This is a genomic window from Candidatus Pelagibacter sp. HIMB1636 (assembly GCF_052047675.1).
Lineage (GTDB): Bacteria > Pseudomonadota > Alphaproteobacteria > Pelagibacterales > Pelagibacteraceae > Pelagibacter.
The window spans coordinates 456,023-468,837 of sequence record NZ_JBNAJP010000001.1; the positions used below are offsets into that span (position 1 = coordinate 456,023).

General features: G+C 25.7%; 15 protein-coding genes and 1 tRNA gene. 7 read left to right on the top strand and 9 right to left on the bottom strand.

Annotated features, from left to right (window positions below; genetic code table 11):
- Position 1 precedes the first annotated feature (1 nt).
- From rpsI to ACTTA6_RS02415, 6 genes are read left to right on the top strand one after another with little or no spacing between them, the layout of a single operon-like run.
- A complete protein-coding gene (gene rpsI / locus ACTTA6_RS02390; RefSeq protein ID WP_440614345.1) occupies positions 2–439 on the top strand; it encodes a 30S ribosomal protein S9 in 438 nt (145 codons plus the stop codon).
- A gap of 33 nt (positions 440–472) precedes the next feature.
- On the top strand, positions 473–1,495 hold the full coding sequence (gene argC, locus ACTTA6_RS02395; protein ID WP_440614346.1) for an N-acetyl-gamma-glutamyl-phosphate reductase: 1,023 nt from the start codon (positions 473–475) through the stop codon (positions 1,493–1,495).
- The gene (locus ACTTA6_RS02400) at positions 1,492–1,716 is read left to right on the top strand and encodes a hypothetical protein (protein ID WP_440614347.1); all 225 of its coding nucleotides are present in this window, start codon (positions 1,492–1,494) and stop codon (positions 1,714–1,716) included. The genes argC and ACTTA6_RS02400 overlap by 4 nt, the downstream gene beginning before the upstream one ends.
- The gene (locus tag ACTTA6_RS02405; RefSeq protein WP_440614348.1) at positions 1,713–3,005 is read left to right on the top strand and encodes a homoserine dehydrogenase; all 1,293 of its coding nucleotides are present in this window, start codon (positions 1,713–1,715) and stop codon (positions 3,003–3,005) included. The genes ACTTA6_RS02400 and ACTTA6_RS02405 overlap by 4 nt, the downstream gene beginning before the upstream one ends.
- Positions 3,005–3,907 carry an AEC family transporter gene (locus tag ACTTA6_RS02410; RefSeq protein ID WP_440614349.1) on the top strand — a complete coding sequence of 301 codons (903 nt, stop codon included), beginning with the start codon at positions 3,005–3,007 and terminating at the stop codon, positions 3,905–3,907. The genes ACTTA6_RS02405 and ACTTA6_RS02410 overlap by 1 nt, the downstream gene beginning before the upstream one ends.
- Before the next feature lie 16 nt (positions 3,908–3,923).
- Positions 3,924–4,775: a DMT family transporter gene (locus ACTTA6_RS02415; protein ID WP_440614350.1), complete on the top strand. Its 852-nt coding sequence runs from the start codon at positions 3,924–3,926 to the stop codon at positions 4,773–4,775.
- A 543-nt stretch (positions 4,776–5,318) separates the two neighbouring features.
- On the opposite strand, the gene ACTTA6_RS02420 is transcribed toward ACTTA6_RS02415, so the two are convergent.
- Genes ACTTA6_RS02420 through ACTTA6_RS02430 form a run of 3 tightly spaced genes read right to left on the bottom strand, consistent with a single transcriptional unit; the run spans position 5,319 to position 6,532 of the window.
- Entirely contained in the window at positions 5,319–5,594 is a 276-nt protein-coding gene (locus ACTTA6_RS02420) for a methylated-DNA--[protein]-cysteine S-methyltransferase (RefSeq protein ID WP_440614351.1), read from the bottom strand.
- Positions 5,575–6,012, bottom strand: coding sequence for an N-acetyltransferase family protein (locus ACTTA6_RS02425; RefSeq protein WP_440614352.1), 438 nt, complete (start codon positions 6,010–6,012; stop codon positions 5,575–5,577). The genes ACTTA6_RS02420 and ACTTA6_RS02425 overlap by 20 nt, the downstream gene beginning before the upstream one ends.
- A 43-nt stretch (positions 6,013–6,055) precedes the next feature.
- Positions 6,056–6,532 (bottom strand): DUF2938 family protein, encoded by a 477-nt coding sequence (locus tag ACTTA6_RS02430; protein ID WP_440614353.1) that lies wholly within the window; start codon positions 6,530–6,532, stop codon positions 6,056–6,058.
- Between the two features lie 312 nt (positions 6,533–6,844).
- Between ACTTA6_RS02430 and ACTTA6_RS02435 the strand changes: the two genes are divergently transcribed.
- Complete coding sequence (locus ACTTA6_RS02435; protein ID WP_440614354.1) at positions 6,845–7,798, top strand: site-specific integrase; 954 nt, start codon at positions 6,845–6,847, stop codon at positions 7,796–7,798.
- On the opposite strand, the gene ACTTA6_RS02440 is transcribed toward ACTTA6_RS02435, so the two are convergent.
- From ACTTA6_RS02440 to ACTTA6_RS02465, 6 genes are all read right to left on the bottom strand, one after another.
- Positions 7,788–8,492: an FkbM family methyltransferase gene (locus ACTTA6_RS02440; protein WP_440680377.1), complete on the bottom strand. Its 705-nt coding sequence runs from the start codon at positions 8,490–8,492 to the stop codon at positions 7,788–7,790. The genes ACTTA6_RS02435 and ACTTA6_RS02440 overlap by 11 nt on opposite strands.
- A gap of 43 nt (positions 8,493–8,535) precedes the next feature.
- The gene (locus ACTTA6_RS02445; protein ID WP_440614356.1) at positions 8,536–9,516 is read right to left on the bottom strand and encodes a glycosyltransferase; all 981 of its coding nucleotides are present in this window, start codon (positions 9,514–9,516) and stop codon (positions 8,536–8,538) included.
- Positions 9,513–10,361, bottom strand: coding sequence for a glycosyltransferase family 2 protein (locus tag ACTTA6_RS02450; RefSeq protein ID WP_440614357.1), 849 nt, complete (start codon positions 10,359–10,361; stop codon positions 9,513–9,515). The genes ACTTA6_RS02445 and ACTTA6_RS02450 overlap by 4 nt, the downstream gene beginning before the upstream one ends.
- Positions 10,362–12,479 (bottom strand): glycosyltransferase, encoded by a 2,118-nt coding sequence (locus ACTTA6_RS02455; RefSeq protein WP_440680378.1) that lies wholly within the window; start codon positions 12,477–12,479, stop codon positions 10,362–10,364.
- Positions 12,457–12,717 carry a GIY-YIG nuclease family protein gene (locus ACTTA6_RS02460; RefSeq protein WP_440614359.1) on the bottom strand — a complete coding sequence of 87 codons (261 nt, stop codon included), beginning with the start codon at positions 12,715–12,717 and terminating at the stop codon, positions 12,457–12,459. The genes ACTTA6_RS02455 and ACTTA6_RS02460 overlap by 23 nt, the downstream gene beginning before the upstream one ends.
- Before the next feature lie 18 nt (positions 12,718–12,735).
- Positions 12,736–12,810, bottom strand: a tRNA-Glu gene (locus tag ACTTA6_RS02465).
- Positions 12,811–12,815: the final 5 nt, after the last annotated feature.

Below are 12,815 nucleotides of genomic sequence, written 5' to 3' on the forward strand. Positions count from 1 at the left end.
TATGGAAAACGTACAATCAAACACAAAAACTCCAAAATTAAAGTTAGATTTTAAAGATAGTAAGTACGCGACAGGTAGAAGAAAAACTTCAATAGCGAAAGTTTGGTTAAAAAAAGGTTCTGGTAAAATTTATGTAAATGGCAAATTATATAATGAATATTTTGCTGATGAAATTCACAAAATGCAAATTACAAGACCTTTTGAGATTATAAATCAAGCTACAGATTATGATGTTAGATGTAGCGTGAAAGGTGGTGGACCTACAGGTCAAGCTGGAGCAATGGTTCATGGTATTTCTAAAGCTTTGGTTCTCTTTGATGAAAATTTAAAAACAACATTGAAAACTGAAAAGCTCACAACCAGAGACTCTAGAGCTGTTGAGAGAAAAAAACCTGGTAGAAGAAAAGCTAGAAGAAGCTTCCAGTTTTCTAAAAGATAATTTTTTTTACAATTTAAACTGCTATAATAAAAAATGCCTAAGCTTAATGCATTAGTTGCCGGATCTACAGGATATATTGGTGTTCAATTAATCAAGTTATTAATTAACCACAAATATATTAATATTAAATATCTATGTGGAAATTCGTCTGTTGGAAAAAATATTTCTTATTATGATAAATCTCTTTCAAAAAAAAAATTACCTAAAATCGTAAAATTTAATCCTAAATTGTTAAATGATATTGATGTAGTCTTTACAGCTCTACCAAATGGTGAAGCTCAAGATATAGCAAAAAAACTTAATGATAATATTACTCTAATTGATTTAGCAGCAGATTTTAGATTAAAAAAAGCTAATGATTATTTAAAATGGTACAAACAAAAACATAGAGCTCCAAAACTACAGAAAAAAAGCATTTATTGTTTACCTGAAATAAATCGTGATGAATTAAAAAATCACAATATTATTTCATGTCCAGGATGTTATCCAACATCAATATTATTACCTCTTGTTCCGCTAATTAAAAAAAAATTAGTTAAATTAGACAATATAATTATTGATTCAAAATCTGGATATTCTGGTGCGGGTAGAGGAGTTCATAAAAAATATAAAGATAAGAATTTATACGAGTCTTTAAGTGCTTATGGTGTCGGTTTTCATAGACATAATTCTGAAATTCATCAATTTTTAGGCAAATTTACAAATAAAAATTTTCAATTTAGTTTTACTCCACATTTATCTCCAATGTTTAGAGGTATATTGAGTACAATTTATTTAGATTTAGATAAAAATGTTAATCAATCAAAAATTATCAAAACACTTAAGATGTTTTATAAAGGAGAAAATTTCGTTAAAATATTAAACTCTGATAAACTCTTGAGCACAAATGATGTTATCAATACAAACAATTGTTTTATCACAGTGTTTAAATCAAAATATAAAAACAAAATAGTTATTATTTCTGCAATAGACAATTTAATCAAAGGTGGAGCAGGTCAGGCTGTTCAAAATTTAAATAATAAATTTAATTTTCCTGAAAGAACTGCTTTAAAATGAAATATTTTTTAATTATTTTTCTAATTTTTTTATGTAATTGCTCTTTAAATAAAGATTCTCAGTATTGGACAGAACATCCTGCTGAAAATAAAAAAAATCAAAAAAAAATAACTGAAATACTTAAAAAGTCAGACGATATAACAAAAATGACATTAGAAGAATATGAGATTTATATAGCTGACTATACTAAAAAAAGTAAATATCCAGATATAAGCAAATGAAAAATATAGTGAATGTTGCAGTTGTTGGACTTGGTCAAGTAGGTAATTATTTATTTAATGAATTAATTGTTAAAAAAAAAGATATTGAACTTAAAACAGGCAAAAGAATTAACGTAGTAGCTATTTCTGCAAAAAATATAAATAAAAAAAGAAAATATAAAATTAATAGAAAAATTTTTTATAAAAACCCTTTTGAAATTTTTAAAAAAGAAAAAGTTGATATATTATTTGAAGTAATTGGACAATCTGATGGGGTTTCTAAAAAATTAGTTGAAACTGCTTTAAAGAATAAAATTCATGTAATTACTCCAAATAAAGCTTTAATTTCAAAACATGGAAACAATTTAGCAAAACTAGCTGAAAAAAATAATGTAAATTTAGAATTCGAAGCATCTGTTGCTGGTGGGATACCGATATTGAGATCTATTAAAGAAGGATTAGCTACTAATAAATTATCTAAAGTTTATGGAATTTTAAATGGTACTTCAAATTATATATTATCAGAGATGGAAAATTCTGAGCAAAATTTTGTAGATGTTTTGAAAAAAGCTCAATTGCTTGGTTATGCAGAACCAGGTAATCCTAAATTAGATTTAAGTGGTTTTGATGCATTTGCAAAAGTAAGAATTTTATCTGCTTTAGCTTTTAATAGTAAAATATCTAATAAAAAATGTTTAATGGAAGGAATAGAAAAGATTGATTTAAAAGATATTAAAATTGCAAATCAATTAGATTTAAGAATTAAACTACTGGGTATCTCTGAACTCAAAAATAACCAACTTTTTGAAACTGTTCATCCATGTCTTGTAAGTAAAAAATCCTATATTGGTAATGTAAATGGAGTAATGAATGCTGTGATCCTTAATGGCAAGCCAGTAGGAGAAAGTTTGTTACAAGGGGAGGGTGCTGGACCAGGTCCTACTTCATCATCTTTATTATCTGACTTATTATCTATTTTAAGAGGAAATATCAAAAAGCCATTTGGTGTAAGTGTAAATAAGCTTAAAACTTTAAAGACTTACAACGTAAATAATTATGTTAATTCTCTATATTTAAGATTTGAAGTTAAAGATAAACCAGGCGTTTTATCTCAAATAACCAATCGTTTAGCTAAATATAAAATTTCTGTAAAAAGATTAATTCAAACTCCAGATAAAAAAAATAATAAAGCTACAATCGTTATAGTTACTCATAAAACCACAGAATTAAATTGTAATAGCTGTTTATCTATATTTAAAAAAAATAAGAATATCTTAAAATCACCTACGTTAATTAGATTGCTTGATTAATGGAAATATATTTCAAACTTATTGAAGTATTATTTCCTGTATTTTTTGTTGTTGGGATTGGATATTATCTTGGTAAGAAAAAACCAGATTTCGATAATTCCTTTATAACTACTTTTGCCTCAAATGTTGGTACGCCTGCAATGGTTATATATTCTATTACTTCTACAGGTATAACATTTGAACAATATACCAGTTATTTTATTTATTATTTAATTGCTATTGCTGGTTTTGGTTTAACAGGCATAATTATTTTATATCTATTAAAAACTAAAGATATCATTAGAGAAATCCCAGTTTTTCTTCTTCCTAATAATGGAAATATGGGTATTCCTATTTGTCTTTTTGCTTATGGTTCACAAGGTTTAGGAATAGCTGCATCAATATCTTCGCTTATAATTTTACTTCACTTTACATTGGGAGTGTTTCTAGCCGACAGAAAATTTGACTTTAATATTTTAATTAAAAATCCACCTTTTTACGCAATTATATTTTCAGTTACTTTTATTTATTTTGAATTGGAGATGCCTAAAGCAATTATTAATTTAACTGAATTGTTAACATATACAGCAATTGTTTTAATATTAATGTCTTTAGGAATTGCATTAACAAAATTAAAAGTTTTTTCTTTCACCAATTCAATAATTGCCTCTATTGGAAGAGTAATCATTGGACCCATAATTGGTTTTTTAATTGTAATTTTTTTCGATCTTTCTGGATTTGGTGCAGGTGTAATTTTAATTCAATCTTCTATGCCAAGCGCTATTTTAAATTATTTAATTGGATCAATGTACTCACCAAAGGAAATAGTCGATAACATTGCTAGCACAATTGTTGTTTCTACATTAATGTCATTTATTACAGTTCCAATAATTGTATTCTTTGCTTTAAAATACTTCTATTAAGATATATCTTTCAGCTGTGAAGGCTATAATTTTAAATGCGTCTGCTTGGATGATTGTCCCTGTTATGGATGCGTTTGCTAAATATTTAAGCTCATCAATGGATGTTTTACAAATAACATGGGCTAGATATTTTTTTACCGTAGTTTTTACTCTGTCTTTAATGCTTATATTTTATAGACAGTCATTAGTTTGGACTAAAAAACCGGCTCTTCAACTAATAAGAGGTTTGATATTTGTTTTTTCTACGTATTTATTCTTTTATGCGATTTCTGAAATTTCACTCCCTAAAGCTTTAACTTTAGCATTTGTAGCACCAATTTGTGTCACAGCTTTATCTCCATTTTTTTTAAATGAGAAAGTAGGGGTGAAAAGATGGACTGCTGTATCGTTAGGGTTTGTTGGTACTTTGATTGTTATTAGACCTGGATTTATTGAACTTAATCTAGCTACTTTAGCTGCTTTAGGTAATGGAATTTGTTATGGATTTTACCTTATTATAACAAGAAAACTTAGCACTTCAGATAACCCTCTTTTAACGCTTTTGCTTTCAGGTTTAATAGGAACGGTCATTATTAGCCTATTTATGCCTTCTGTATGGGTAAATCCGACTACAAATCATTGGATTTTAATGGCTTTAATCGGCCTTATAGCCTCTGTAGCCCATCTTTTCTTAATTTTATCACTCAAATATGCTGATGCTTCGAAATTAGCTCCTTTGGGCTATACAGAAATCATAACAAACATATTAATTAGCTATTATTTCTTTCATGAATTACCAGATAATTGGACTTATTTAGGTCTTTTTATAATTGTCTTAAGTGGTCTCTATATAACACGAAGAGAATACATTTTAAAAAGGAGTAATTAATAGTATTTATTTGTGTACTAATTATTAATGTTTTACATTAATATATACAAATAAATTATTGTAATTATTGAATAAATTATTTATATATAAATATAATTAAAATGCATTAATATTTGTTGAAGTCGAGTAATATTTTGGTTTTTTAATTAAAATCATTAATATTAATAGCTTTTTTGGACCACATTGATTTAGAAAAAAAACTAATTTTAGTTAAAGCGTTGAAAAATAATATAAATTGCTAGAAGTGTTTAATTCCAACAGTTTTTTACTAATAAAATTCTAAAGTAAATTTTTTAAGCAAAAATTGAAGATCAGGTAACATAAAAAACCTTTAAAATAAAGCAAATTTAAGACATTAAAAAAGGGTTGATTTCATTGAATAGTAGAGCATTGCAGTAATAGAATATGCTCTTTAATCGCCCATAGAGGGTACTTATTTAGTTATATTTAGATATGTAGTACAACTGAAGGGTGAATGGTGCTATTTGCATGATTATTTATGAAAATCGTCTAAAAGTCTTTATTTTCAACGCTTTTTTTACCTTAAATGTCCACTTTTTCAGATCTAAGTAAACGTAGTTTGGTCTTAATTCCACCTTTTCCTGAGTATCCTCCGAGCGACCCATCAGTCCTAATTACCCTATGACAAGGTATTTTTGGAGGATATGGGTTTTTCCCAACTGCATTTGCTACTGCTCTATGAGCTTTTGGCTTTCCGATAGCTTTTGCCACCTGAAGGTAGGTTCTGACTTCTCCTCTAGGTATTTTTTTCAAGTAATTCCAAACTTTTATCTGAAATTTAGTCCCTTTTAATTTCATATAATTCAAATCCTGTATTTTTAGCAATCTTATCATATAATTTTTTTGCTGTCTCATTGGAAGAGTGGGTTATCCATCGTATTCCTTCCCAATTATTTTCTTTAGATAAAGATTCTAGGTATTTTATAAGTTTTTGAGCTATTTTTTGTCCTCTAAAATTTTCATCTACAAATAAATCATCTAAAAAACAAATATATTTACCTTTAATTGGTCTTGGCATTGTTCTATAGTGAGCTATTCCAACGATTTTATCGTCTAATTCGTAACATATTCCATTAACAACATGATTTTCATTGTGTATCCAACTCCATAAAGTATCTAAAACCTCTTGTTTCATAGGAACTTTATAAAATCCAGCATACCCACAATATAATTTTATCCAATTTTCCTTATCTTTTCTTTTAATTTTTCTTATCATTTACATTAATAGTATTAAATAAAATATTGTAATTATTAATTTATTAAATTGTAAACCATCTAAAACCTTCATACATAGCTACCCCATATAATGAATGCCTAATAAGAAAAATAATAGAAGTTTCAATTGTTTTATCAGTATTTCTTGCAAAAATATCTTGTCCTGTGAAAGGTAAAAATACCAAAAGTGGAGCTAAAGTTGTTATTGCTCCAAAAATAAGCCCTGAAAAATAAGACATTTTAATTCCACCATAAATAAAGATAATATAATAAATAACTGCCCAAGATATTGATATAAAGTAATGAAAAACCCATCCAAGTAATACTTCATATTTAAATTCAGGTTTTTCAATAATTGTTGGGTTAAAAAAAGTACCATTTTTTATCATATAATAGGTCCATCTACCTACAATGCCCCAAGAGGGTTCTGGAATACCTATTTTTTTTAATAAATAACCCAAAATATCTAAAATGATGCAAGAAAATATGCCTGCAATTAAAATGCTTAGAATATCAATCAATATGAACTCAATAAAAATTTAAAATAACAAAGCAAACTATAAAGAAAACAGCTAAAATAGACAAATAGATCGTTTCTAGAGTTTTTCCAGTTTTTTTATTTTGAATAAAGCTTAATATTACGAAACCAATTGAAGTTATTAAAAAATATATTGGTTCAATTACACCATTTATGCCCATTTTTTAATCTTATTTCATCCATGTTTTTTCTCAATATTACTAATTGTCATCATAAATGATTAATTATTTTATTTGACATTAGAATACTCCTAATATATTACTAATGATAATTAATTGTTATCAATAGTAATTATATGACTGAGTTAACTACAGACCTAAAATCACTTCATGAGGCAACCTTAAATAACCTTAAAAGTTCTAAGGCAAATAATACCTTAAGAGCATACAATTCTGACTATAAAGACTTTGGAGCTTTCTGCTCAAAACATGGTTTAAATTCATTGCCAACTGAACCAAAAATAGTTTCATTATATCTTACCCATCTCTCTAAAAACTCAAAAATAAGCACTTTAAGACGACGGCTGGTATCAATAAGCATGGTTCATAAGCTGAAAGGTTATTATTTAGATACAAAACATCCAATCATAGTTGAGAATTTAATGGGGATAAGAAGGATAAAAGGAAGCAAACAAATAGGTAAAAAACCATTATTAATCAATCATTTAAAATTAATAATTAATGTTATTAATCAACAAAAGATTCATGATTTTAAAAAGTTAAGAGACAAATCAATTATCTTAATAGGGTTTGGAGGTGGTTTCAGACGAACAGAGCTCATTTCCATTGATTATGAAGATTTGGAATTTGTACCTGAGGGGCTTAAAATTAATATTAAAAGGTCAAAAACGGATCAATTTGGTGAAGGTATGACCAAGGGACTGCCCTACTTCACTAATGAAATTTATTGTCCAGTACTTAATTTAAGAAAATGGTTAGAAGTTTCAAAAATTAAATCAGGGCCTATTTTTAGAAGATTTTCTAAAGGTTTGACTATAACAAACAAAAGGCTAACAGATCAGTCAGTTGCTTTATTAATTAAAGAATATTTAAATTTAGCAGGTATTGATAGTAAAAATTTTGCAGGACATAGTTTAAGATCTGGTTTTGCAACAGTAGCTGCTTCATCAGGAGCAGACGAAAGAAGTATAATGGCTATGACAGGTCATAAAACAACGCAGATGGTTAGAAGATATATTAGAGAAGCGAATTTGTTTAAAGATAATGCTTTAAATAAAATTAAAATTTAACATTAAATAAATTAGAATCTTTTTTTACAAACACACAATCAAATTGTATTAAAAATGAATTTATTTCACCTAGTCTTTTTAAATCAAATATATCATATAGCTTATAGTTTTTATTATCCATATAGGTCATAATTTCATTAAATAATGGAGCTTCTTTATTATAATTATGTAAAGAAACTTCCAAAATAATAATTTCGAAAAAATTTATATATTCTTTTAAACCATCAAGAACTTTAAGTTCAGCACCCTGAACGTCTAGTTTAATAAGATTATTACTGTGATTTTTAATAATAGATGGAAGTTCTTGGATTAAAGTTGTTGACTTAATTTCTTGAATTAATCTTTTATGATTTGTTTGTTCTTCAAAAATTGAAGAACCATAACCCATGTTATAAAATGTATAATTAGCATTATCATTAGATAAAAGACAAATTTTAAATTGTAAATTATTGTATTTTTTTTTTAAACTCTCTAACTTATGTAAATTGTTTATATCAGCGTCAAAAAGAAAATAATCAGCATTAGGATAATACTTTATAATTTTCTTGGTCCATTGACCATAGCCACAACCAATATCAACTATAATCTTTGGTTTAAAGTTTTTATTTTTAAGTAAATTTAATATAATTTCAGTATTTGTAACTTGATTTTTATTTTGATACTTATGGTTCAATTTATGATTATTAGAAATCATAAAATTAAATAGTCTAGATATCCTCTCAAAAAATTTATTAAATCTAATCATTTATGTTATTTAAAAATTCAATAGCTGTATTTTTCCATTTTTTTAACCCTCTTAAATTAATAAGGTTTTTTCTTATATCAGACCATAATTTATGGTCATCAAATAAAGCTGTTGTATAATCCGCAAATTCGTTAGAGTTTTTTGCAACAAAACCTGTTTTATAATGTTGAACTCTTTCACTTAAACTACCGATACCGAGTGTGATTATAGGAACGCATAGTTCTCTAGCTTCTTCAGCTGCAATACAATATAATTCAGCTTTATGACCAGGAATTAAATAAATTCTAGAATTTAAAATATCATCTATTAATTTTTCTTTTTCACCAAATACTCTATTAAAAATATTATAATTTTCATAATTTTCTTTAACAGGAGTAATTAATAGTTTTTTATTTTTATTCTTTGCAAAAATTTTGTTTTTCCAAATATTGATTAATAAATTCAAATTTCTATCTGGATATGAGGTAAAAATAGCTTGGTTATTTAATACCTGACTCTGAATTTGAGAATTTAAAAAAATATCGTCTACAGCCCATGAGATTGTAAATGAACCAAAAAATCTTAATAACATATTGCGATTAGATTTATGATATTTTCCTAATAAAACAATTTTTGGTTTGTGCTTCAAATATGAAATAAGTTGACCTTTTCTAACGAACTTTTCTATAGATTGAATACTGTGAGATATTGCTATTTTTTTTGTTGCGATAATTTTATCAAATAATTTGATATCATTATTGCTAATTGCTAAATCAAAATGTGGTTTTTCATTAACACTATTTAAATTTATCCAATTAACATTATCAATTTTACTATTTATTTTGCAATTATTAAAAATTGTTACATCATGATTTAATTTAGAGAACTCTCTTGATAAATTAATGAGAACATTTTCAGCTCCACGAAGCTTATTTGAATATATATCCTCAGAAGTATAAGAAATATTTACATTGTCTAAAAAGCAAATTTTCATTTTCTAAATAAAAATAAAAAAAATTTTTGGATTTTACAAAACAATAGATCTTTATAAAAATAAAAATTTTTATTTGGTTCATCTAATTCATCAAAATATTCTGTATTTGATCTTAAATAATATTTTTTAAAAAAACTTATAGTGATTCCCCATTTTTTTAAAAATTGTCTAGAACCTTTATTTCTTATAAGCCCACTTTTTTTTCTTAATGAAATTGATCCAAAATGATAAACTTTTAATTTTGACAAACCTTTAAATATTCTTACTCCTTTATTCCATAACTTCATGTTAAGATCAGGATCAGAGGCAAAACCAGGATTAAATTCTTCACTGAATCCTCCTATTTCATCCCATATTTCTTTTCGTATTAAATGTGGGGCCCAATTCGATCCTTGATAATCAAAATAATTAAGTTTTTTATAATTGTTTAATAATTTTTCTTCATTAAAATCTTCTACTTTATCTCCACAATCAAATCTAATATGTCCACCATTAGGATCTATCATTGTACCTGAAAAATAGTACAAGTTTGTTTTTGTTTTATTTATTTCGTTAAATAATATTTCATCCCATTCAGGACAAAAATACATATCATCGTGTGAATAAATTATATAATCAGTAATCGCTTTTTTTGCTGCTAAATTTGCTGCTGAACATAAACCAATATTTTTTTTTGAATAAGTGTGCTCTATATTATTTTCTTTAACATAATCCAAACTTCCATCTGATCCTTCATTTATATGTAAAATTATCTGATGATTAAATTTAGAATTTTTTTTTATACTATTTACACATAATTTTAAGTACTCAAAGTTATTAAACGAAGGAATTATTATTGAAAACATTTAAAATAAAGAACTTAATTTACCTAAAGATATATCAATTATGTGTTTAGCAATTCTTTTTTCGTTAAAAAGTTTGAAATATTTTTTTTTACCATTTTTAGCAATTTTCTGTCTTAATCTATCATTTCTGGAATAAAATTTAATTTTGTCTGATAAATCAATTATATTTTTATAAAAAATTATTTCATTCTTATTAAAAAAATCATTCATCATTACTTTTTCATCTATAAATGTAAGTAATCCATTACCCATAATTGATGCTATTCTATTACTTGAGTAATACTTTGTTGGTTTACCTCTGCTTAAATTAAGACCCATTTTTGAATTAATTAATGCATTGTTAAATTGATTACCCCATATAGGCTGTTTGTTTGCAAATCCATAAAAATCATATTTTATATTAGAAATTTTTTTAACCAATTTATTTAGGAAGTAAATTCTATCATCTTCTACACCTTCTTTAAGCGTGGCTCGATTAACCCCATGACTCATTGCATAAAATAAATCTTTTTTAGGTTTCATTTTATAAACTTCAAAAGTTTCTATATTTTTATCCACAGGTACAAAGAAAAAATTAAAGTTATTATTATTTATATTTTTTTTTAAAATTGATGGATCTGTTGTTATAAAGTTATGATCTACAAAATCTGAATATAGTTTAATATTTTCAATATTTTGTTTTGAATAATTGAGACTAGGCATTAGTGGATCTTCGTTCCACTGTGACAAAATAAGATTTTTATTATTAGATTTTAAAGCATCGAGGGTATTGAGATCTATATTTTTAGTATGTCCAAAAAAAACAAGATCTGGGTTGTAATTTTTGAAAGTATCAATCAAGAAAGTTTGAAAATTGTTTCTGTTAGGGATTAAACTAAAAGATTTATTGTTCCTTAAGAAGTCTCTATCACTAATTTCAAGAACATCATGACCATTTCTTACAAAACCATTTGTAAATTTTTTACCTAATGAAATATTATATAGTCTATGATTAAGTTTTTGACCCTGGTTGTATAAATTTATTATCTTTAATTTTTTCCTATTAAAATTAATGTTAAAAAAAGGAACACAGCTTTCACGTATTTGATCTATTATTTTTGTATTTTTGCTTATTAAATGTTTAATATTTTTTCTACCTAAAGATTGTATAATTTTTCTTTTTTTATAATTTGTTATTAATTTTTTAATCTCAAAGTAAAGTTCATTTGAATCAAGTTTTTTTAAAATAATAGCAGAGTTAGTGGTTTCTTTTAAACCGCCTTTGTTACTAATTATTGTGGCGCATCCTCTAGATGTAGCTTCTAATGATGTTCTTCCAAAAGGCTCCTCCCATCTGGATGGAGCAACTGCAATTTCAGATCTATTTAAAATATTTAAAGTTTTTTTATGATCAAGAAATCCAAGCTCTTTGTGTCTTGGGTGATTAACATAAATGCTTCTTCTATCTTCATCCCCTATTGAATATGCACTCCACTTGGGATATTTTTCTAGTATTCTTGTTACCGCATCCTTAAAAATATCATATCCTTTAGAATAATTTAATCTTCCCACAAAAATTATGTTTTTTTCTTTCTTAGCTTTTTTTTGTTTATTGACACTTGGATAAACAACTTCAGTTTTAGTTTGTAATTTTTGATCTATATTTAAAAAAAATCTTCCTCTAACCCATTCACTGACAAATATAATTTTTTCAACATTATCTAGTATTTTTAATCTTTCTTTGACTGATTTTGATCCCTTCATAGATATAGGATCATTATGAAAATAAAAAATAAATTTACTTTTAACTTTATTTGTCAATTTAAATAGTAACAGTGGCCTATTGTGAATTTCTATGATATCAAAATTATTATTATTAATTTCTTTTCTTAATTTTTCCGCATATTCATAAGTAGTACTTTTTAATTTTGTATTTATATTTTTTAAATTTATATTTTTATAATTTTTACTTAAATAATTTTTTGATTTCGTGTGACCATAAATAATATTGTTTTTTTTATATTTTGATTTTTTAAAAAATTCAGAAACCCAAAGAGAAGCAGCTGATGCTTTGTCAAATGTATAGTTTTCTTTATAAGGTAAGATAGTTGCTATATTAAGATTTTTTTTTATATTCATATAATAATCTCAATCTTTCTTTTCTATCCTTTTTTAACCTATATTCAAATGAAAGTGCTTTTGATTTTGAATAAAATTTTTTTTTGTAAATAATTTCCCATTTGTAGCCTTTAGTAGACTTAGCACCTAAATTTGAATTATGCTTATCTAATCTTTTGTTTAAATTATTAGTATATCCAACGTACGTTTTATTTCTGTAGGTATTTAGAGTTTTAATGAAATATACGTAATAAACCATGAGAGGTTATCTAAATAATGGCGGTCCCTAGGGGAATCGAACCCCTCTTTCGAGGATGAAAACCACGTGTCCTAACCGATAGACGAAGGGACCAAATT

Bases quoted from the DNA above. Each gene is read 5' to 3' on its own strand.
- ACTTA6_RS02455 (WP_440680378.1), bottom strand. From the start codon at position 12,479: ATGAATATAAAAAAAAATCTTAATATAGCAACTATCTTACCTTATAAA.
- ACTTA6_RS02450 (WP_440614357.1), bottom strand. From the start codon at position 10,361: ATGTTTTCAATAATAATTCCTTCGTTTAATAACTTTGAGTACTTAAAA.
- ACTTA6_RS02435 (WP_440614354.1), top strand. From the start codon at position 6,845: ATGACTGAGTTAACTACAGACCTAAAATCACTTCATGAGGCAACCTTA.
- ACTTA6_RS02425 (WP_440614352.1), bottom strand. From the start codon at position 6,012: ATGATAAGAAAAATTAAAAGAAAAGATAAGGAAAATTGGATAAAATTA.
- argC (WP_440614346.1), top strand. From the start codon at position 473: ATGCCTAAGCTTAATGCATTAGTTGCCGGATCTACAGGATATATTGGT.
- rpsI (WP_440614345.1), top strand. From the start codon at position 2: ATGGAAAACGTACAATCAAACACAAAAACTCCAAAATTAAAGTTAGAT.
- ACTTA6_RS02405 (WP_440614348.1), top strand. From the start codon at position 1,713: ATGAAAAATATAGTGAATGTTGCAGTTGTTGGACTTGGTCAAGTAGGT.
- ACTTA6_RS02400 (WP_440614347.1), top strand. From the start codon at position 1,492: ATGAAATATTTTTTAATTATTTTTCTAATTTTTTTATGTAATTGCTCT.
- ACTTA6_RS02420 (WP_440614351.1), bottom strand. From the start codon at position 5,594: ATGAAATTAAAAGGGACTAAATTTCAGATAAAAGTTTGGAATTACTTG.
- ACTTA6_RS02440 (WP_440680377.1), bottom strand. From the start codon at position 8,492: ATGATTTCTAATAATCATAAATTGAACCATAAGTATCAAAATAAAAAT.
- ACTTA6_RS02460 (WP_440614359.1), bottom strand. From the start codon at position 12,717: ATGGTTTATTACGTATATTTCATTAAAACTCTAAATACCTACAGAAAT.
- ACTTA6_RS02445 (WP_440614356.1), bottom strand. From the start codon at position 9,516: ATGAAAATTTGCTTTTTAGACAATGTAAATATTTCTTATACTTCTGAG.
- ACTTA6_RS02410 (WP_440614349.1), top strand. From the start codon at position 3,005: ATGGAAATATATTTCAAACTTATTGAAGTATTATTTCCTGTATTTTTT.